The organism is Orrella marina (assembly GCF_003058465.1).
GTDB classification, from domain to species: domain Bacteria; phylum Pseudomonadota; class Gammaproteobacteria; order Burkholderiales; family Burkholderiaceae_B; genus Algicoccus; species Algicoccus marinus.
Map to the genome: position 1 here is coordinate 3,913,573 of NZ_CP028901.1, position 21,549 is coordinate 3,935,121.

14 protein-coding genes, 1 other RNA gene and 2 pseudogenes are annotated in these 21,549 nt (G+C 56.6%); 13 read left to right on the top strand and 4 right to left on the bottom strand.

Annotated features, from left to right (window positions below):
* From DBV39_RS19610 to DBV39_RS17905, 10 genes and pseudogenes are all read left to right on the top strand, one after another.
* Complete coding sequence (locus DBV39_RS19610) at positions 1-177, top strand: hypothetical protein (RefSeq protein WP_159079027.1); 177 nt, start codon at positions 1-3, stop codon at positions 175-177.
* A complete protein-coding gene (locus DBV39_RS17865) occupies positions 174-2,879 on the top strand; it encodes a PD-(D/E)XK nuclease family protein (protein ID WP_108622735.1) in 2,706 nt (901 codons plus the stop codon). The genes DBV39_RS19610 and DBV39_RS17865 overlap by 4 nt, the downstream gene beginning before the upstream one ends.
* Entirely contained in the window at positions 2,872-6,201 is a 3,330-nt protein-coding gene (locus DBV39_RS17870; protein ID WP_108622737.1) for a UvrD-helicase domain-containing protein, read from the top strand. Before DBV39_RS17865 ends, DBV39_RS17870 begins: the two co-directional genes overlap by 8 nt.
* Before the next feature lie 45 nt (positions 6,202-6,246).
* An RNA gene (ffs, locus tag DBV39_RS17875) (signal recognition particle sRNA small type) lies at positions 6,247-6,344 on the top strand.
* 29 nt (positions 6,345-6,373) lie between these two features.
* Entirely contained in the window at positions 6,374-8,038 is a 1,665-nt protein-coding gene (gene dnaX, locus DBV39_RS17880; protein ID WP_108622739.1) for a DNA polymerase III subunit gamma/tau, read from the top strand.
* Positions 8,035-8,628 (top strand): DNA polymerase III subunit gamma/tau C-terminal domain-containing protein, encoded by a 594-nt coding sequence (locus DBV39_RS17885; RefSeq protein WP_108622741.1) that lies wholly within the window; start codon positions 8,035-8,037, stop codon positions 8,626-8,628. The genes dnaX and DBV39_RS17885 overlap by 4 nt, the downstream gene beginning before the upstream one ends.
* 50 nt (positions 8,629-8,678) lie before the next feature.
* Positions 8,679-9,005, top strand: a complete 327-nt coding sequence (locus DBV39_RS17890; protein WP_108622742.1) for a YbaB/EbfC family nucleoid-associated protein — start codon at positions 8,679-8,681, stop codon at positions 9,003-9,005.
* A 1-nt stretch (position 9,006) separates the two neighbouring features.
* A complete protein-coding gene (gene recR, locus DBV39_RS17895) occupies positions 9,007-9,615 on the top strand; it encodes a recombination mediator RecR (protein ID WP_108622743.1) in 609 nt (202 codons plus the stop codon).
* A 309-nt stretch (positions 9,616-9,924) separates the two neighbouring features.
* Positions 9,925-11,399: pseudogene (locus DBV39_RS17900) on the top strand (DASS family sodium-coupled anion symporter).
* Positions 11,400-11,491: 92 nt separating this feature from the next.
* Complete coding sequence (locus DBV39_RS17905; protein WP_108622745.1) at positions 11,492-12,259, top strand: SDR family NAD(P)-dependent oxidoreductase; 768 nt, start codon at positions 11,492-11,494, stop codon at positions 12,257-12,259.
* A gap of 215 nt (positions 12,260-12,474) precedes the next feature.
* Here DBV39_RS17905 and tal read toward each other — a convergent pair.
* Positions 12,475-13,421: pseudogene (gene tal / locus DBV39_RS17910) on the bottom strand (transaldolase).
* 54 nt (positions 13,422-13,475) lie between these two features.
* Between tal and carA the strand changes: the two are divergent.
* From carA to DBV39_RS17925, 3 genes are all read left to right on the top strand, one after another.
* Positions 13,476-14,633: a glutamine-hydrolyzing carbamoyl-phosphate synthase small subunit gene (gene carA / locus DBV39_RS17915; RefSeq protein ID WP_227870942.1), complete on the top strand. Its 1,158-nt coding sequence runs from the start codon at positions 13,476-13,478 to the stop codon at positions 14,631-14,633.
* Between the two features lie 8 nt (positions 14,634-14,641).
* Positions 14,642-17,881 (top strand): carbamoyl-phosphate synthase large subunit, encoded by a 3,240-nt coding sequence (gene carB / locus DBV39_RS17920; RefSeq protein ID WP_108622748.1) that lies wholly within the window; start codon positions 14,642-14,644, stop codon positions 17,879-17,881.
* A 189-nt stretch (positions 17,882-18,070) separates the two neighbouring features.
* The gene (locus DBV39_RS17925) at positions 18,071-18,865 is read left to right on the top strand and encodes an SDR family oxidoreductase (protein ID WP_108623371.1); all 795 of its coding nucleotides are present in this window, start codon (positions 18,071-18,073) and stop codon (positions 18,863-18,865) included.
* Positions 18,866-18,926: 61 nt separating this feature from the next.
* On the opposite strand, the gene DBV39_RS17930 is transcribed toward DBV39_RS17925, so the two are convergent.
* The 3 genes from DBV39_RS17930 to DBV39_RS17940 form a co-directional block, all read right to left on the bottom strand.
* On the bottom strand, positions 18,927-19,577 hold the full coding sequence (locus DBV39_RS17930; RefSeq protein WP_108622750.1) for a histidine phosphatase family protein: 651 nt from the start codon (positions 19,575-19,577) through the stop codon (positions 18,927-18,929).
* Between the two features lie 128 nt (positions 19,578-19,705).
* Positions 19,706-20,368: a TetR family transcriptional regulator gene (locus DBV39_RS17935; RefSeq protein WP_108622753.1), complete on the bottom strand. Its 663-nt coding sequence runs from the start codon at positions 20,366-20,368 to the stop codon at positions 19,706-19,708.
* A 6-nt stretch (positions 20,369-20,374) separates the two neighbouring features.
* Positions 20,375-21,148: a ferredoxin--NADP reductase gene (locus DBV39_RS17940; protein ID WP_108622755.1), complete on the bottom strand. Its 774-nt coding sequence runs from the start codon at positions 21,146-21,148 to the stop codon at positions 20,375-20,377.
* Positions 21,149-21,549 lie beyond the last annotated feature (401 nt).

A 21,549-nucleotide genomic window follows, 5' to 3' on the forward strand; every position in this document is an offset into this window, starting at 1 on the left:
ATGACAAGCGGTTCTGTCTCGTCAAATGGCCATTCCGGGAACCGCTTCCGGATCATGCGTATTGCGACCTGGGCAGGACTGCTGATCCTGCTCGCCTTTGGCTTTCTGGGATACCTGACACCCGGCATGCAGTTGAACTGGGAAACCATTGCGACGATGTGCGGGTTCCAGGCATGACTGGACGCGCGGGTATATCCCTGCACCTTGATGCCTTGCTGGACCTCCCCCCGGAAAACACCCTGATCCTGACGGTCAATAACCGTCTTAGCCGGTCGATGACTTCGTTGTACGCACGCAAGCGTGAGGCGGGTAGCACCGCTTTGCCGGTCATTCTTCCGTGGCGATCATGGATGACGCAATGCGCGTTTGATCTCAGCTTTGATGCGACGCAGCAGCAGGATCCGGTCCACGTGCTCGATCCCGCTGTAGCCCGGTTGCTGTGGCGCGAGGTGATTGCCCTGCGTGATGAGCAGGATGGTATGCGCGGACTGATCGATGTCGAGCAGCTCGCCACACTGGCAGGTCAGGCAGATGAACTGGTGCTGCACTGGGATGTGACAGTTGATCCTGCCTGGTCCACGCCCGAGTACGAACAGTTCCTGCAGTGGCAGCGAGCCTATGAGGAGCGTCTGGCGCAACTCAGAGCAATTGATCGCACCCGACTTGCGCTGTCCATGCAGGACTGGATAGTGCACGAACGTATTGCCCTGGCTGATCATGTGGTGTTTGCGGGATTCGCGCAACGATCGAAGGTGGTGGACAGAATGATCGTCGCGATCGGGCAGCAAGGCCGGACCGTGTATGAATATATCGCACAGGATTTGCCTCGCCAGCATCCCCCTCTCCAGATTCGCAGTCCAGGTGATGCACAACAGTGGCAGCAGGCCATTGACTGGGCCAGACGGGCGCTTGATACCCAGCCGCAGGGGCGCTTTGCAATAGTGGTGCCGGATCTGCAGTCCAAGGCTGATCATGCGCGTCGGTTGCTGGAGCGCGCGCTTGCCCCTGACCACGCTTTTAACGTTGCCGTGGCGCCGCCACTGGCGCACTGGCCGCCCGTGCGGGCGATGTTCGCCTGGCTACGGGTGACAGGTTTGCTCAGGGCGCGCGCAGCCGTACCTGTTGAGCTGGCAGGGCAGGCCATGCTGGCCGGATTGTGTGCCGGCGATATTGCCGAGCGAGGTGACCGGGCGATGATTGATGCCAGGTGGCGTCAGGCTGGGGTCATGAATGTCAGCCTCGATGACTGGCTGCGCGCGCTGGAAGGGCTGCCCTTGCTGGGCCCGGCCTGGTCGGCCGTCTTCGATCTGTGGCAATCAGTCGAGTCCTCCAGCATTGAGCGCTGGGACCAATGGGTATCTCTGTTTCGCCAATCCATGAGTTTGGTTGGATTTCCGGGCGATCACGCCAGGACATCAACTGGTTTTCAAGCCGTTCAGGCGCTGGATGCCTTGCTCGTCAAAGTCGCAGGGTTTGACGACTTTTTTGGGGCAGTGAGCTGGCAGCAGGCGCTGTCGCAAATCGAGTCGCTCGCCCGGCAGGCTGTGTTCCAGCCCCAGCGGGATCGCAGTGCCAGGCTTGATGTGCTGGGTCTGCTGGAGTCTGAGGGAGGACAGTGGGATGGGGTCTGGGTCATGGATATGACGGATTCTGTCCTGCCGGCAGCTGTCAGTCCGAATCCGCTTTTGCCGAGACCGGCACTCAGCCAGGCGCAGGCTCCGCGTTCAACGGCACAGCGTGAGCGGGAGTGGGCCCAAAGTATGTTTCAGACACTGTGCGCACTTGCTCCGAGCGTGACCATGAGCTGGCCTGCCCGGGATGAGCAGCAGGCGCTCAGACCCTCACCGTTCATGGCATCACTCGAACCATCTGCACCACCCGTCGAGTGCGCGCAAGCCCATGACTCCAGTCTGCATGAGTCGATTCCGCTTGAAATCTGGGAGGATGGCCAATGTCCGCCTCTGAATGCTGACGAGCTGATCCATGGCGGGGTCTCGGTCCTCGATATCCAGTCCAGAAACCCGATGTGGGCATTTGTTCGGCACCGTTTGAACACCCGCGGACTTGAACCGTACGCCAGTACGCCGCAGCGCTCGCAGCGAGGCGAATTCATGCACGCTGTCATGCGTGCAGTCTGGGAGAAGTTGCGAGATCATGACGGTCTGGTTGCACAACACAAAACGGAGGACTTCCGTTACTGGCTAGAAGAAACGGTGACCAGCCTGTCGATGCTGATGCTGGGAGACTGGCCAAGAGCGTTGACTCCCCTTGAAGTGGCCCGGGCAATTGTGCTGGTGAATCAGTGGCTGGATGCAGAGTCGGATCGAGCCGCGTTTGAGGTGGTCGAGATGGAAAGTCCCTACCACTTGAAGCTCGGTATGCTGGAGATCAAAGTCGTGATCGACCGTCTCGATAGCGTGCCGGACAACGCAACGAGTCGCGAAATGGGCTGGGTCTTGCTGGATTACAAGACCGGCATATCGCGTGCCGATCCTTTCAAGGACTGGGCGCGCGAGCGGCCAGTCGACATTCAGATGCTCGCCTACGTGCGCGCCCTCAGACTTGCAAAGGGCGAGTGGCCTGTTGCGATATGCTGGGTTCAGTTGCATCCTCGCAAACTCGAGATTGGCGGTGTGGCGAGGGATGATTATGAAGTCGTCGGAGACAATGATGCTGCCAAGGGAGTGGGCAAAGCGCTGAAGAAGCTGCCTGAAGGTCAGTGGGTGTCCACGCTGCAGGAGTGGGATGACAAGCTCGAACGCCTGGCCCGGGAGTTTCAGGACGGTGAGGCATCGAATGTCAGTCACAGTCTTGGCGACCTGAAGTACTGCGACATCCGGCACATCCTGCGTCTTCATGAGGAGAGTGGGGATGACTGAGCGATTGCCAGCAGACCACCATGCCCGCACACAGGCAGTTGATCCGACTCGCAGTTTCATTGTTCAGGCACCAGCAGGTTCCGGGAAGACATCGCTCCTGACAGATCGTATTGTGGCATTGCTGGCCAGAGTCGAGCGTCCGGAACAGATCGTGGCGATGACCTTCACTCGCAAGGCAGCGGGCGAGATGCACAACCGCGTGCTGGAAAAACTGCAGCTTGCGCTCGATGATCATCCACCGGATGCACTGAATGAAAGACAGGGCTGGTTGCTGGCCCGCGCTGCGCTTGAGCAGGATCGGCGCATGGGATGGAACCTGCTTGAGCAGCCTTCCAGGCTGCGTATTCAGACCATTGATTCTTTTTGTGCGTCGCTCGTCAAGTCGATGCCGTGGTTCAGTGCACTCGGTGGCATGCCCAGCATCAGCGAGGATCCCCAGGAGTTGTACCGCAAAGCCGCATCAGGTGTGCTGTCGATGGCGGGCCAGGACCTGGCGGTCGACCGACTGCTGCAGCATCTCGATGTCGATGTGCCAGCGGCGATTGACGGCATTGCTTTTATGCTGGCACAGCGTGATCAGTGGTTGCCGCTGATCGGCCATATCTACGCCGAGGATGCCCTTGATCGCCTGGAAGGCTATCTTCGCGAAACCCTTGAAAAGGAGCTGGGTGAACTGGTACAGGCGATGCCTGCCGGATGGCAGCATCAACTGGCAGAGCCCGCTCGGATGGCAGCTGCAACGCTTGCAGAAAAGGTGCCAGAGCCCGGTGACAAGCGCGAGATTGTTGCGCTGCTGGACTGGGAAGCAGGGAGCCTGACCGACGATCCTGACCAGCTGCCGCAGTGGATTGGCCTGGCCCAGTTGTTGCTGACCAGCAGCGGTGGGCCACGCGCACGTCTGACCAAGAGTGAAGGGTGTGACCGCAATACAGCCCACAAGGATACCTTGTCGCAATGGCTTTCTGCCTGGGACGCCAAGGAAGCGCCGCGGTGGTGCAGGCAACTGCACGCGGTGCGATCCATGCCGCAGCCTCACTTCACGCCCGGGCAAGGGGGTATTCTCGCGGCCCAGGCTCGTGTGCTCATGCTTGCGGTGGCTCAACTTCAGCTGGAGTTCACTGCGCGAGCTGAAGTCGATTTCATTGAGGTGGCTCAGCGCGCGACCCAGGCGCTGGGGCATGCGGATGACCCAAGCGATCTTCTGCTCAGACTGGATCAGCAGATCTCCCATCTTCTGGTTGACGAGTTTCAGGACACCAGCAAAGCCCAGTTGGACCTGCTTGAGACATTGATTTCTGGCTGGCAGCCAGGCGATGACAGGACGCTTTTCATTGTGGGCGATCCGATGCAGTCCATTTACAGGTTCAGAAAGGCGGAGGTAGGCCTGTTTCTGCAGGTCCGTGATCTGGGAATTGGTGAAGTGGATCTGGCTTGCTTGCAACTCACAGAAAACTTCCGCTCAAGTGGCTCTATTGTGCAGTGGGTCAACGAGGTCTTCTCCCGGGTGCTGCCTGACGAAGACTCAGACGAGATGGGAGCGATTCGCTACAGCCCCTCGGTTGCCTGGCATCCCCCGTCCGGGAAGCCGGCAGTCAGCTGGCATCTTCAGGGTGATGATGAGGCGATCGAGCAGGAAGTTCTCGAGCTTGCGAGGTCGGCCTGGGAAACCCATGCCGAGTCGGACAAGCCAGTAGCCATTCTGGTCAAAGCCCGGTCGCACCTTGGACGGGTGACGCTGGCTTTGCGCAAAGCGGGACTGCCGACCCGGGCGATTGATCTCGAGCCACTCGGGGATCGCCCTGTCGTGATGGACCTGGTTGCGCTGGCGCGCGCGATGGTGCATACGGCCGATCGCGCCTCCTGGATCGCCGTGCTCAGAGCACCGTGGTGCGGGCTGACGCTCTCCAGTCTGCATGCCTTGCTCTGGAAGCGGCCGCGCCACACCGTGGTGCAGGTGCTAGCAGACTGGATCCGGGACGAGACGTTTCAGAAACGAATGGAGCCGCAGCAGCGTCAACGTTTACGAGTTGTCGCGCCTGTCTTGCTTGATGCTTTGCATGATGATGGTCACCAGCCATTTGCGGCACGACTGGAGTCGCTCTGGATGACGCTTGGCGGTCCAGGGCTGGTGAGTGATGCATCAGACCTTGAGGATGCCCAGGCGGTCTTTAACCTGATGGACGGTCTGGCCGAGCATAGCCATCTGGACATGGACCGGTTACAAAAGCATCTGGGCAAGCTCTTTGCAACGCCGGTTGCGACCAGTGACCGAGCCATCGAAATCATGACCATGCACAAGGCAAAGGGGCTTGAGTTCGAGGAGGTCATTCTGATGGGGCTCGAACGGTCGCCTCGAAACGATCAAGCCCCGCTGGTGCGCATTGAGCAAGTTGGTTCACGGGTTCTCTTTGGTCCGGTTAAAGCCAGCGCACAGCAGGAACAGGACCCGATTGCACAGTATCTTGGCAAGCGAGAGGCTGTCAGGCAGGATTTTGAGACAGATCGACTTTTGTATGTTGCGGCCACCCGCGCAAGACAGGCACTGCATCTGGTTGCACGCATCAGCATCGACAGCAAGTCAGGAGGGATCAGGAAGGTTTCCGAGAAGTCCTTGCTGGGCAAGTTGTGGGGATTTTGTCCGCAGGCGATTCAGGATGAAGCTGTTGAGCGATTGCGGGGGCAGTCTGAAACCGGGGATGCGTCATCTTCTGGACCGGGGTGGCGTGCACCAGCGATGATCCGCAGAGCGAGCCTTCCTGAACGACTGGAAACGCACAAGGTACTGGCCCAGCATGAAAGCTATGGATTTGCAGCGTGGCCCGCGCAGGACAGTCCTGATCGTCTGATTGGCACCCTCTTGCATGCATGGTTTGCACGCTTTAGCGGGGTAAGTTCACCAGAGCTGCCAGGGCCTGGACAAGTCATGACACAACTTGCCCGCCTGGGCATGCCGGTTGCATTGCGTGAGAAAGCCGCGCAACAGGTCATCAGCGGGCTTGAGGCAATGGTGTCAAGCGAGCGCGGGAAGTGGTTGCTCTCGCAGCCTCAGGCAAGGGTTGAATGGTCGCTTGTAGATCATGATGAAGTGGTGTCTGTTCTGGACCTGGCGATTGATCAGGGTAGTCACTGGCTGGTTGTTGATTACAAGACATCCAGCCGGCATCCGGACGAAACTGAAGATATGTTCAAAGAGCGCATGATGGTGCGCTATCGGCCACAGATGCTGCGATATGTTGACCAGTTACGTGCATTTGACGGAAGAGATGCCAAGGCTGCGCTTTACTTTCCGGTTGACGATCTCTGGGTTGAGATGAGTTTCTGAACGTTGCTTGAGGCGTTTTTCTGCAAGCCTGCTAGAATTCGGGGTGGCGGGCCCCTCCGCATGGTTCAGCGGTGAACCTGGTCAGGTCGGGAACGAAGCAGCCATAGCCGTGCCGAATCAGTGCCGGAGTCAGGCTCGCCATCTATGCTGCTGTCAGCCAAGTGAAGGCCATATGAGTTATCTGGTACTAGCCCGCAAGTGGCGACCACGCGATTTTGAAAGTCTGGTGGGCCAGGATCATGTGGTTCGCGCCTTGACACACGCGCTCACGACCCAGCGACTCCATCACGCCTGGCTTTTTACCGGCACTCGCGGTGTTGGCAAAACGACCCTGTCCCGTATCCTTGCCAAATCCCTGAACTGCGAAGCAGGTATTACGGCGCATCCGTGTGGCAAATGTGCTGCGTGTACGCAGATCGATGCCGGACGGTTCGTGGACTATGTCGAACTCGATGCGGCCTCCAACCGGGGCGTTGATGAAATGACGCAGTTGCTCGAGCAGGCGGTTTATGCGCCGACGGCTGCGCGATTCAAGGTCTACATGATCGACGAGGTTCACATGCTTTCGGGGCATGCGTTTAACGCCATGCTCAAGACCCTGGAAGAACCTCCGCCCCACGTAAAGTTCATTCTTGCGACCACAGATCCCCAGAAAATTCCACCAACCGTCCTGAGTCGCTGTCTGCAGTTCAATCTCAAGCAGATGGCGCCGGAGTCAATTGCATCGCACCTGGCCTGGGTCCTCGAGCAGGAGAATGTCCGGTTCGAGTCACTCGCGCTCAGACTGATCGGTCAATCTGCATCAGGATCCATGCGGGATGCCCTGTCGCTGACGGATCAGGCGATTGCCTTTAGCTCGGGTGACCTGACGCTCGAGTCGGTTCGCAGCATGCTGGGTTCGGTTGATCAGACGCTACTGGTGCAGCTGTTGCAATCCCTTTATCAGTGCGACGCACCTCAGGTCCTTGAGGTGACCAGACGATTGTCCGAGCGGGGACTGTCCTTGCGAGCGGCACTGGCTGACCTGGCTATTCTGCTATCCAGAATTGCAATCACCCAGCGTGTTGGAACCTGCGAGCTCGAAGACGAGACGGTGCGTGATGCGGTGCAGCATCTTGCAAACGAGATGCCCGCCGATCTGGTACAGCTTTTTTACACCGTTTGCGTTCACAGTCGACAGGAACTGGCCCAGGCACCGGACGAGTTTGCCGGTTTTGTGATGATCTGTCTGCGGATGCTGGGTTTTGTGGATTCGCTGGTCGACCCACAAAAAAAAAGTGCGCCACTGAAGACAAGCCAGCCAGTCGAGTCGAGTAAGCCGACCGGGTTGGCAAGCACAGCGGAGAATACTGAGCGATTATCGGCTCCGGCATCAGGGTCGACCGTGCTTGAGACGCCAGACTCCTCAACGACCCCGGCAGATCCAACCCCAAGCCTCGTAGCAGCGACTCCAGTTCATCCAGTCCCTCCATCCGACGCCAGTGAACAGGAGAAGTCCGCAGAGGATTTCGTGGGGGTTGCGATTCGAGAGGCGAAAGATACGCAGCTTTTCCGTCAGGACGCCCCGGCGCCAGGAAAATCAAATGATCAGGCCAGACTGAGTTCCGGAGCGGGACTGACAGATCCCTCTGATTTGCAGTCGGGGGTGAACCTGTGCGGCAGGAAGTGCCTGCGACCGGCGCACCGGCGACATATTCAACATATTCGGATGATCAGGCAGATGCACCACCACCGGTCGCACCGCCTGATGATGCTCGATATGATGAGGTGTTGCCACCTGAGCCTGATGATAATGGTGAGGACAGTCTGCTTCCGTGGGAAGATGCCCCGCAGGTGAGTTTCGAGAGTCTCCCGACATCCGGTGCTGCGCCAGTCGATCAGCGTGCTGCCGGATTGTCTGCCCTGAGCGATGATGGCGACCCGCGTGACCGTCGTGCGCAGCAATCGCAGGAAGTGTTTGTTGAGCCGGAAGTCCCCGAGTTGTCTGAATCATCCGGCCCGTCCGGTGAACAGGGGTTTCCGTCATTACAATCTGTTGTGCGGGAATGGTCGACGCTGGCAGCAGGTCTTTCAGTCTCCGGGATGGCTCGCCAGCTGGCGATGCAGTCGGTATGTGTCAGTGCGAATGAACAGTGTCTGACCCTGCTTGTGCAAGCGGGAGCAATTGCCAGAGGATCTCACGTTCAGCGGCTCGAAAGTGCGGTTCAGAAGAAACTGGGCAAACCGGTTCGACTGGAGATCACTGTTGGTGAACTGGGGTCGGCCCAGACTGCTCAGCAGATCGCTGATCTGGAGACCGAGCGGCGTCTTGAAGAGGCTCGTCAGCAACTGGAAACTGATCCTTTTGTACAGACACTGATGCAGGAAATGGGTGCACAAATCGTTCCGGGGTCCGTTCGCCCCGCAGGATCAGGTGCCAGTGTGTAATGTCCGTCCCGTCGTAACCGGGTGCAGTTTAACGAAAGGAAATCTACAGCATGATGAAAGGACAAATGGCTGGCCTGATGCGTCAGGCCCAGCAAATGCAGGAGAATATGAAAAAGGCTCAGGAAGCGCTGGCCGACATCACCGTTGAAGGTGCGTCCGGTGGCAGCCTGGTCAAAGTGACAATGACTTGTCGTCACGATGTGCGCCGAGTCGAGATCGATCCGAGTCTGCTTGCCGATGACAAGGACATGCTCGAAGACCTCGTCGCGGCTGCTTTTAACGATGCACTGCGCAAGGCTGAAGAAACATCGCAGGAGAAAATGGCGTCTGTCACGGCAGGTCTGCCATTGCCACCGGGTATGAAGCTGCCGTTCTGATATGGACGCCCCGATGTCTGAACCAGGGCCACTGACGGATCTGGTCAAGGCTTTGCGAGCGCTGCCTGGCGTTGGCGTTCGCACGGCGAGACGAATGGCTTATCACCTGCTGCAGAATGATCCACAAGCTGCCCGTGCCTTGAGCCGGGCGCTGTCAGATGCGATTGAAGGTCTGGTGCACTGTGAGCGATGTAACGGGTTTAGCCAGACGCCCATCTGCGTGGTCTGCTCTGACTCCGGGCGGGACCAGAGCCTTCTCTGTATTGTGGAGACACCCTCTGACCAGAACTCGATTGAAGCCACCCATAACTACCTTGGGCTTTATTACATCCTGATGGGCCGCATCGCGCCGCTAGAGGGTGTTGGCGCGCAGGAGCTCAATCTTAAGCGCCTGCTTGATCGCGTCAGCGACGGGCGTGTTGAAGAGGTGATTCTGGCCACCAATTTCACTTCAGAAGGTGAAACCACGGCACACTATCTGGGTGAGGCTCTGCGAGCCAGAGGCCTGAAAGTCAGCCGGCTTGCTCGCGGCGTGCCAGCCGGGAGTGAACTTGAGTATGTCGATGCTGGTACTGTTGCCTGGGCGATGATGGAAAGAAAGCCTGCCTGACTCAGGTTGACAGGTGATTTGGCGGCCTGTCTTTAAATAAAGATATACTTTACTTTTGGAGTGCGAGAGCACCTCGGCGAATTCCAGGTCTGAACAGGACGTCAAGACATTGCCGTCACCTCGCGTGTCGCGTTAAGGTGACTTGGATCAAAGGTTGTTTTTGCGGCCAGGCGTAAAGTGAACTGAGGTCCTGGATACTGGTTCCGGGATGTGATCTCTGCATTCCTTCAACTTCATGTTCTGATCACTCAGCCTGATAATCTTTTATCACGCGATAAAGTCAATCGGCTACTTTCGGAGTATTCACACATGGCAGTCACCCTGGAACCTGTCAAGCCTGTCCCTGCACTGGTGGCCGTGGCCATCACGCTTGTCATCTGGTTTGTGATTCCTGTCCCGGAGGGGGTTGCGCCAAATGCCTGGCGCTTGCTGGCGCTGTTTGTCGGGACTATTGCGGCCATCATTGGCAAGGCACTGCCGATTGGCGCGGTTTCGATTGTGGCCATTGCGCTGGTTGCCCTGACCCAGGTAACCAATCCGGGCAATCCCAAAGCGGCTCTGGCGGACGCGCTGAGCGGGTTCTCAAACGACCTGATCTGGCTGATCGGTATCTCGATCATGATCTCCTACAGTCTGAACAAGACCGGACTGGGTGCGAGAATCGGGTATTACCTGATTTCGCTTTTTGGTAAGCGCACACTGGGCATCGCGTATGCGCTCGCGGTGACCGAGACAATTCTGGCGCCAGTCACGCCTAGCAACACGGCTCGTGGGGGTGGAATTATCCACCCCATCATGCGCTCCATTGCCGACAGCTTCGGTTCGAAGCCCGAACGCGGCTCCACAGAAAAGATTGGCCGCTATCTTGCTCTGGTCAATTACAACATCAACCCGGTCACGTCGGCGATGTTCATCACGGCAACCGCACCGAACCCGTTGATTGTCACGCTGATCTATCAGGGTACCGATCCGTCTTTTCAGATGTCCTGGATGATGTGGGCAGTTGCGGCCTTTGTTCCGGCAGTCGTTTCTCTGATACTTGTTCCGCTTGTGATCTACGTGATCTATGCCCCGAGATCAAAAAAACGCCAGATGCACCAGAGTTTGCCAGGGAGCGGTTGCGTGATCTTGGCCCGCTGTCTTTCCCGGAAAAAATCACCCTCGGTGTGTTTGGGCTGCTGCTGTTCATGTGGGCTGGCGTACCAGCGATGATCCTGGGTGGCACGTATGCGATCAGTCCGACCACAGCCGCTTTCGTCGGACTGGCGATTCTGCTTGTCACAGGTGTTCTGCAGTGGGACGATGTATTGAAAAACAAGGGGGCATGGGATACGGTCATATGGTTCTCTGCGCTTGTGATGATGGCGAGTTTTCTGGGCAAACTCGGTCTGGTGTCGTGGCTTGCCCTGGCAGTGGGCAGTGGCATTGACAGCATGGGCATCAGCTGGGTCTCTGGTACACTGATCCTGGCTCTGGTCTATGTCTACTCTCATTATTTCTTTGCTAGTACTACCGCGCACATCACTGCGATGTTCGCGGCTTTCTTTGCGGCCGGCATTGCGCTGGGGGCTCCGCCGATGTTGCTGGGCCTGATTCTGGCGTACTCGTCATCGCTGATGATGTCGCTGACACACTACGGTACTGGCACGGCACCGATCATTTTTGGGTCCGGATACACCACGCTGGGTGAATGGTGGAAAACCGGCTTTATTGTCAGTGTCGTCAACCTCACTGTCTGGATTTTGCTTGGCGGGGCCTGGTGGAAAGTGCTGGGTTACTGGTGACGTCTATTGCGTGTGCCAGGTCGGCGCGCTGTTGACCCGGGTCAGGTGACCCTCTACGCTGATGTTTTCTGATGAACGGAGGGGACCTCAAAATGAGAACATTAGTCGACTTGAGCAACAAGAACATCATGATTACCGGGGCTGGCCAGGGGATTGGTCTGGCCGCGGCCGGGTTGATGCGAGATCTTGGGGCAAATCTGACCTTGGTCGAAATTGGTGACAAAGGGGTTGCGCTGCTCAAGGAGCAATTTCCAGACGCGTTGATTGCCCAGGGTAGTGTGACGGATCGTGATTTCGTGGAACTGGCAGTTTCGCAATCTGTCAAGGAGTTCGGTGGCATTCATGGGTTGATGAATAATGCCGGAATCACCCGCACCGCGATGATCGAAAAAATGACCGCACAGCAATGGCAGGAAGTCGTTGATGTGAACATGACCGGTGTATTTAACTGCCTGCAGGCAGTAGGTATTCAGATGATTGCGAGCTCCAAGGCGGGAGAGGCCCGTCCGGGAGCGATCGTGAATATTTCATCCGATGCAGGGCGACGTGGTTCAATGGGCCAGATTAACTATGCGGCGGCGAAGTCCGGCGTGCTGGGCATGACCATGACTGCGGCCAAGGAGTGGGGGCGCTACGGCATCCGGGTTAACAGTGTCTGCTTCGGTGTGGTCGAAACCCAGATGACCGAGGTCATTCGTGGCGAGAAATTCCGTGACAAATATTTGAGCGCGGTACCGATGGGGGCGTTCCTGTCACCTGAGCAGGCTGTTCAGTCAGTCGCCTTTCTTTTGTCGGGTGCTGCGGAGTTCATTACGGGTCAGCATCTGTCCATCAATGGTGGCTCGCACATGGGTTTTTGAGCCGCGGCTTCCTGACGGTTTACTTTTGAATCGGCATTCAGGCAATGTACCAACGTGCTGCCTGAGCGCCGGCGCCCACCCGGTTCAGTGACCGGGGTCGCTCTGTCTGCGGCTTCCTGTTCATGTTTGAGACAGGGCACGAACACCCGCAAGCCTCGCCTTCACGGGCACTCTGGTAACACCAGCTAATACGGTGACTGGCCAAGGCCTGAGGGTTAGCCTTGCATTAGCTTGTCGAGGTCAATGGAGTCCTTCACAAACACTCGAATGCCTTCTGACAGTTTCTCTGTTGCCATGGCATCTTCATTCAGAAGGAACCGAAACTGTGCTTCGTTCAGCGTGACCGCCTGCGGTTTGTTTTGGCGCGCGTAGTCAGATGTCAAGCGTGGTGCAAGGGCATCTGTCCTGGATGCCAGGTCACTCAGCAATTCAGGGCTGATCGTCAACAGATCACATCCGGCGAGTGCCAGAATCTGCCCGGTGTTTCTGAAGCTTGCCCCATGATTTCGGTGGATATGCCGTGGGATTTGAAATAGGCATAAATCCGCGACACAGATTGCACGCCCGGGTCATTTTCCCCTGAATTGGCCTGCTCATCCCAGGCTTGGCCGGCGGCTTTCTTGTGCCAGTCGTAAATTCTGCCGACAAACGGCGAAATAAGGGTCGCGCTTGCCTGTGCTGCAGCGATGGCCTGCACCAGAGAAAACAGCAGGGTGAGGTTGCATGAGATCCCTTCGGCCTGCAGGATTCGTGCTGCCTCGATGCCTTCCCATGTCGATGCAATCTTGATCAGTACACGCGAGCGCTGGATCCCGCGAGACTCATAACGCTTGATCAGACTGCGTGCACGCTCGACGGTCGCTGCTGTGTCGAACGATAGTCTGGCATCTACTTCTGTGGATACTCTGCCCGGCACGATCTTGAGGATCTCGATCCCAAATGAAACCAGAAGCTCGTCTGTCAAGTCTGTGATCGAGAGAGATCCGCGATGCCTGAGGCATTCCTTGAGTAGTGGTTCATAGGCTGGCAGTTTGGCGGCTTTCAGAATCAGGGACGGATTGGTGGTGGCGTCCGTCGGCTGAAACTGTTTCATGCCTTCAAAGTCACCTGTGTCGGCCACAACTGTTGTGTGACGCTTCAGAGTTTCGAGCAAATTATCCATCGGCGGTTATACTTACAAGGTTTGAATGTTGAAATTGATACCGGGGTCATGAGCGTGCTGCCATCCATATTTCCCGGAGATGCCGACCGGCAGTCTCCAGCAATTCTAGCCTTGGCAGACGGAACCATCTTTCAGGGCCGATCAATCGGCGCGGATGGACACACCGTAGCCGAGGTTGTCTTTAATACAGCCATGACAGGCTATCAGGAAATTCTGACGGATCCGAGTTACAGCGGTCAGATCGTCACACTGACGTATCCCCACATCGGAAACACGGGTGTGAACAAGGAAGACATCGAGTCCGCAAAGATACATGCGGCCGGTCTGGTTATTCGTGACTGCTCGCTGCGTGTATCCAATTTTCGGGCAACAGAATCACTGCCAGAATACCTGAAGTCACAGTCTATTGTTGCCATCGCGGGAGTCGATACCCGACAACTCACCCGCATTTTGCGAGAGAAAGGTGCCCAGGGCGGGTGCATTCTGGTCGGAGAGGATGCTGAACGAGCGCTTGCGCTTGCGCGGGAGTTTCCCGGCATGGCCGGCCAGGATCTTGCCAGGGTGGTCACCGCGTCGAGTACTGCCGAGTGGGCCGAATCGGTCTGGCAACTCGGAGCCGGATATGCTCAAGGCAAGACAGATGGGCCTCATGTCGTCGCGTACGATTTCGGGGTGAAATACAACATCCTGCGCCTGCTGTCCGAGCGAGGTTGTCGTATCACCGTGGTACCGGCTCAGACCACCGCCGAGCAGGTGCTGGCGCTCAATCCGGATGGCGTATTTTTGTCCAATGGTCCTGGTGATCCGGATCCGTGTGATTACGCCATTGCAGCCACCAGAACATTCCTGGAAAGAAAACTGCCAGTTTTTGGAATCTGCCTTGGCCATCAGATAATGGGCCTGGCACTCGGTGCCAGGACCGTGAAGATGAAAACCGGCCATCACGGTTCCAACCATCCTGTGCAGGATCTGGCTTCGGGCAGGGTTTTCATCACGGCGCAGAACCACGGTTTTGCGGTGGATGCCGAGAGCCTTCCAGCTAACGCCCGGGTCACACATGTGTCCCTGTTCGATGGCACGCTGCAAGGCTTCGAGCTGACAGACCGGCCAGCGTTCTGCTTCCAGGGCCACCCAGAGGCCAGTCCGGGTCCGCACGACATCCTCGTGCTGTTTGACAAGTTCATGGGCCTGATGGCCAACCCGTCAAAGTAAGAGACATCATGCCCAAACGTACAGATATCAAAAGCATTCTCATCATTGGAGCAGGTCCGATCATTATTGGACAGGCTTGCGAATTTGACTACTCCGGTGCACAGGCCTGCAAGGCCCTCAAGGCTGAGGGTTATCGCACCATACTGGTCAACAGCAACCCGGCCACTATCATGACCGATCCGGAAACGGCCGATGCAACCTATATCGAGCCGATTACCTGGGAAGCCGTTGAAAAGATCATTGACAAAGAGCGGCCTGACGCTCTGCTGCCGACCATGGGTGGGCAGACTGCACTGAACTGCGCGCTCGACCTGGATCGTCACGGTGTACTGCAAAAGTACGGCGTCGAACTGATCGGTGCCAATGCACACGCGATCGAGAAAGCCGAAGACCGCCAGAAGTTCAAGACGGCCATGGCCGCAATCGGGCTTGAATCAGCCAAATCAGGTGTGGCGCATACGCTGGATGAGGCCTGGGAAGTACAGCGCCGAATTGCCCAGGAAACCGGTACCAGCGGCTTTCCGGCCGTTATCCGTCCAAGCTTCACGCTTGGCGGTTCAGGTGGTGGAATTGCCTACAACGCCGAAGAGTTCGAGACAATCTGCCGTCGCGGAATTGAAGCCTCGCCGACAGATGAGCTCCTGATTGAGGAGTCACTGCTTGGCTGGAAAGAGTTCGAGATGGAGGTTGTACGCGACCGGGCGGATAACTGCATCATTGTCTGCTCGATCGAGAACCTGGATCCGATGGGTGTTCACACGGGTGACTCCATTACGGTTGCGCCTGCACAGACGCTGACTGACAAGGAATACCAGATCATGCGTGACGCGTCGATCGCGGTGCTGCGTGAAATTGGTGTTGACACAGGTGGATCGAACGTCCAGTTTGCCGTGAATCCGGACAATGGCCGGATGATCGTCATCGAGATGAACCCCAGGGTTTCGCGTTCTTCGGCCCTGGCCTCCAAGGCAACGGGGTTTCCAATTGCCAAGGTGGCGGCCCGCCTTGCAGTTGGCTACACACTGGATGAGCTCAAGAACGAAATTACAGGTGGTGCGACACCGGCGTCGTTTGAGCCGACGATTGACTATGTTGTCACCAAAGTACCGCGGTTTGCGTTCGAGAAGTTTCCGCAGGCCGACGCTCGTCTGACGACCCAGATGAAGTCGGTCGGAGAGGTGATGGCAATCGGCAGAACCTTTCAGGAGTCGCTGCAGAAAGCCTTCCGTGGACTGGAGATCGGTGTCGATGGTCTGAACCAGATGACCACTGACCGTCAGACTATCCAGGTTGAGCTTGCCGAACCGGGTCCAGAGCGGATCTGGTATGTCGGTGACGCCTTTGCGCAGGGATTCACGCTTGAAGAAGTACATCAGCTGACCCGCATTGATCCATGGTTCCTGGCTCAGATCCAGGAGATCGTGGATATCGAGCTGGCTCTGGAGCAGCGCACGCTGGCCGACCTGGATTTCAAAACGGTTCTCGAGCTCAAGCGTCGCGGGTTCTCTGATCGTCGGCTGGCCTTTTTGCTCGACACGACAGAAAGTGAAGTGCGTAAGGTTCGCCATCTGTTCAATGTGCGCCCTGTCTACAAACGGGTCGATACCTGCGCAGCTGAGTTTGCGACCAGTACCGCTTACCTTTACTCGACCTACGAACAGGCGTGCGAGGCAGATCCGACCGATCGTAAGAAAATCATCGTTCTGGGCGGTGGCCCGAACAGGATCGGACAGGGTATCGAGTTTGACTATTGCTGCGTGCATGCCGCGGTGGCGTTGCGAGAAGATGGTTTTGAGACCATTATGGTCAACTGCAACCCGGAAACCGTTTCGACCGACTACGACACTTCGGATCGTCTGTATTTCGAGCCATTGACGCTTGAGGATGTTCTCGAGATTGTCCATAAGGAAAAGCCAGTCGGGATGATCGTTCAGTATGGCGGTCAGACACCGCTCAAGCTTGCGCGTGCGCTTGAAGCCAACGGTGTGCCCATCATCGGTACCAGCCCGGATTCGATCGATGTCGCCGAGGACCGCGAACGGTTCCAGAAGCTGCTGAACAAACTGGGTCTGAGACAGCCGGCCAATCGTACGGCACGCACCGAATCTGAAGCACTCGCCTACGGACAAGAGATCGGCTACCCGCTGGTCGTGCGCCCAAGCTACGTGCTAGGTGGTCGCGCGATGGAGATCGTTCATGAGCAGGCAGATCTCGAGCGTTATATGCGAGAAGCTGTCAAGGTCAGCAATGATTCGCCAGTGCTGCTGGACCGTTTCCTGAACAACGCCATCGAAGTGGACGTGGACTGCCTGTGTGACGGCCAGCGGGTCTTTATCGGCGGCGTCATGGAACATATCGAGCAGGCAGGTGTTCACTCGGGAGACTCGGCTTGCTGCCTGCCGCCCTACTCGCTGCCAGCGACCGTTATCAGCGAGATCGAACGGCAGACTGCAGCTATGGCTCGAGCACTGAGTGTTACTGGACTGATGAACGTGCAGTTTGCTGTTCAAGGTGACGATGTGTATGTGCTGGAAGTCAACCCGCGTGCGTCCAGAACCGTGCCATTCGTATCCAAGGCCACGGGCTTGCAGTTAGCCAAGATCGCTGCACGAGCGATGGCTGGCATCAGTTTCGAGGCCCAGGGAATCGACAAGGAAGTCGTACCCACCTTCTACAGTGTCAAGGAAGCTGTGTTCCCCTTTGTGAAGTTCCCCGGTGTTGATACGATTCTTGGACCGGAGATGAAGTCGACTGGCGAAGTGATGGGTGTCGGTGAGAGCTTCGGAGAGGCCTTCGTGAAGTCGCAGATGGCGGCCAGTGTCAAGCTGCCGTTGTCCGGGACTGTGTTTGTCAGTGTCAAGGACCAGGATAAGCCGCGTGCGATTGACGTTGCACGCGGTCTGCATGAGCTCGGTTTCAGCATTGTGGCCACGCGTGGAACGGCTGCTGCCATCCAGGACGCAGGTATTCCTGTGACTGTGGTCAACAAGGTGACAGAAGGTCGCCCGCACGTTGTCGACATGCTTAAGAATGCAGAGATCGTGTTGGTCATCAACACGGTTGAGGAGCGTCGAAATGCGATCACTGACTCCCGTGCCATTCGCACACAGGCGCTTGGGGCAGGCGTGACCTATTACACAACTATCGCGGGTGCCTGGGCTGCAGTGGAAGGTATGCAGTACATCCGCAAGGGTGGTGGGCTGAAGGTTTACTCGTTGCAAAGCTTGCACCAGCAACTGCACGGTTAATGGCGCACGATTCAGCCTGATGGAATAAGAGTGGGCCCTCTACGGGCCCACTCTGTTTTTTTCGTTCAGAAGGCGAAACATTCGCTACGAGTCAGGTGCAGGCAGACGCTCGAAATGATGAACGCCCCGAATTGACGATGGGTCATTCGCTTGTGGCCTGAGGGTGCTCTTGGAAAGAGGAGAATGGCAATGGCGGTCTTTATTACGGGTGCGAGCAGCGGTATTGGAAGGGCGCTTGCCCTTGAATATGCCTTGCAAGGGCATACGCTCGGGCTGGTCGCGCGGCGAGGAGATCGTCTCGGTGAGATGGTTGCCCGACTGCCTGGAAGTGGTCACAAAGCCTACCCGGTTGATGTGACTGACAGATCCGCCCTGCACGCAGCTGCTCGCCAGTTTATTGACGAGGTGGGGCAGGTTGACATCGTCATTGCCAGTGCAGGGGTCAGTGCCGGAACGTTGACTGAGACGGGAGAGGATTTTGAGATCTTCCGGGATATCTTCATGATTAACGTCATGGCGATGATGGCTACTTTTGAGCCGTTTATCCCGGTCATGAAATCACACAAATGTGGCACATTGGTAGGGATTGCCAGTGTTGCAGGCGTGCGTGGTTTGCCAGGGGCGGGTGCGTACAGCGCTTCAAAATCTGCCGTCAAGACCTATTGCGAGAGCCTGCGGGTCGAGTTGGCTGGCACTGGCGTGGATGTGGTGACTGTCGCGCCTGGATATGTGGAGTCAGAAATGACCGCGCACAACCCGTATTCCATGCCATTTCTTCTGTCGGCCGATGAGTTTGCAAAACGCTGTGCACGCGCGATCGGTAACAGGAAGCGCTATGCAGTCATTCCCTGGCAGATGGCGATTGTGTCACGCCTGATGGCTGTTTTGCCGGACTGGGTTTATGATCGCCTGGCGAGAAACGCACCGCGTAAGCCTCGCTTGTCAGCTGCAGTCAAGAACTTCTCGGATAAAGTCAGGAAATGAGGCTGGGAATCTCACGAGCGTCTTGCTATGGTTGCCAGAGATCGCAGGAACTTCCGTCAGGTCAGACTGTGACGTCGTGGCCAGACTGCTGGGACAGGTGACCGACGTCGCCCCACTGTATCACCTGCCATTGATCGTTTTCAATGCTAATCCGGTTGATACTGGCGTTCAACAACTTGGCGCGCTGCGGATCCTGCAGTGAAATGCCACTAGCCTGTCTCCAGATGATGTCCATTGCGCCGCCGTGTGTCACAACCGCAATTCTCTGATTGATGTGCTTCCTGGCAAGATCATTGAGCGAAGTCACTACCCGGTCTTGAAATTCCCGCAGCGTTTCTGCGCCTTCGATCATGCCGTCGGGATCCCGTGACGCCCAGATCTTTGCAGCATCCGGGTTGTGATCGTGCAGACGGTCAAACGGCAGGCCTTCCAGTACCCCGTAGCGTCGCTCCCTCACGCCTTGAACAAGGGCCATGCCAATGCCGAGAGCTTCGTCGAGCAAGACGGCCGTCTCTCGCGCACGTGTCAGGTCGCTACTGTAAAGCGCATCAAGAACATGCTCTTGCTTCTGTTGCAAGTGTGCAAGGTGGCGGCCAAGCGCTGTAGCCTGGGCACGTCCGTTGTCGTTTAACGCCACGTCATGCCAGCCTTGTACGCGTCGCTCCACGTTCCAGGGTGTCTCGCCGTGCCGGATGATCAGAATTTCAGTCATATCGATATTGTAGCTTTAATGCGACCATTTCTTCTCAACTCCTGTTAATTGAGTCGAAAAATGGAAACTGTTGGTGGTGTGTCCTTCCGGTCATGCTTCCGGAAGGACTGTGACAGGATGCTGGTAGGTCAAGTTTCTTTTTTTAGCACAGTGCGCAAGACCGCGTCGGTCACAAAATCCTCCCACTGAGCAAAGGCACTGTCTGCTTCGAGTCGTTCGCCGAGAAACTCGGATAGCGTGAACCGGTTTGACTGGTAAAAGTAGCCAAGCGAGGAAATCATCAGGTACACATCGCGCGCCCTGATCTCTGGTCGAAACAGCCCTTGTTGCTGGCCCTGCCGGATGACGGTATCGATCGCACCGACTGCGATGATCGAATACCGCTGTGTGGACCGTGCCTTGCTGACGTGCTTCCCGCGTTGCAAGTTCTCACTGTTAAGAATAGTCACAAATTCAGGGTGATCCCGGAAATAGTGAATGATGAAGTGGATCATGCGCTTCAGGCTGGCCAGGGGATCATCCGGAATGATCTCGATCTGACACTCTGCCACGTTGAACCTGCGATAGATCTCTTCGAGAACAGCAACAAACAGGCCTTCCTTGTTACCGAAATAGTAGTAGATCATCCTGTCATGGGAGTTGGCCGCTTTGGATATCTTGTCAACACTGCCGCCCGCCAAGCCATACTTGGCGAATACGTCGACTGCGGCCTGTAGTATTCGGTCGCGAGTGGACACCTTCTCGCTCGCAGAGGAGGAAGGGTTGTTCACTGTGCTGGCTGTGCGTCCCATAGGCGTCTATTGTTCAACGAAAGCGCGTTCAATCACGAAGTCACCCGGCCTGGACGTGTTGCCTTCCTTGAACCCGCGTTGCTCGAGCATCTCTTTCAAGTCACGCAGCATTGCCGGGCTGCCGCAAATCATGGCTCGATCGATCTCGGGGTCAAACGCCGGGATCCCGAGGTCCTGGAACAGCTTGCCGTTTTCGATCAGGTCAGTGATCCGTCCCTGATTGTGAAATGGTTCCCGGGTGACGGTCGGATAATACAGCAGGTGTTCCTGAATCATTTCTCCCAGCAACTCGTGCTGTGGTAGCTCTTCTGTCAGGTACTGATGATAGGCCAGTTCAGCAACTTCGCGAACGCTGTGCACCAGTACAACCTGTTCGTACTTCTCAAAAGTGGCCGGATCACGGATGATGCTCAGAAAGGGTGCCAGACCGGTTCCCGAACTCAGCAGGTACAGCCGTTTGCCTGGAAGCAGGTAATCGATCAGGAGCGTTCCAGTTGGCTTGCGACCGACGATGATTTCGTCTCCGGGCTGAATGTGCTGCAGACGTGAGGTCAGCGGACCATCCTGAACCTTGATGCTCAGAAACTCGAGATGTTCTTCGTAATTTGCACTGACAATACTGTACGCTCTCAGAAGCGGCTTGCCATTGACCTGAAGGCCTATCATTGTGAAATGGCCGTTGCTGAATCGCAGTGAAGCGTCGCGAGTAGTTGTAAAAGAAAACAGCTTGTCAGTCCAGTGATGGACGGTCAAAACCTTCTCGTGATTAAAAGCGCTCATTGGTTATCCATGTCTGATCCCCGTAAAGAGGGGCTTCAAGAGTTTGAAAATTTTTATAAATCAAGGGCCGTGTGACCGGAGTCTGTTCTCAATGAACCGGTCGGCAAATGTTGATATGTCCTGAATTGTATTTCAGCGATCGCTAAACGTTTTGTGGAACAACTCATCACAGGCATAAACATATTTCCTGGTAAAAGACGTAGCATGCTTGCGTTCACAGACTCGGGGCGGTCAGTGCTCTGTGAATTGCGCCATTCGGGGTGCAAATGCATTTGCTCGACACTGTTAAGCCTGTGACCCGTATCATCGCCCAATAAAAGGCAAACCCAGCTGGATGTGCTTGGCTTCTCTTGATGAAGCGCAAGCGCTTTCGTGATCCACGGCGTGACAGTTTGCCTCAC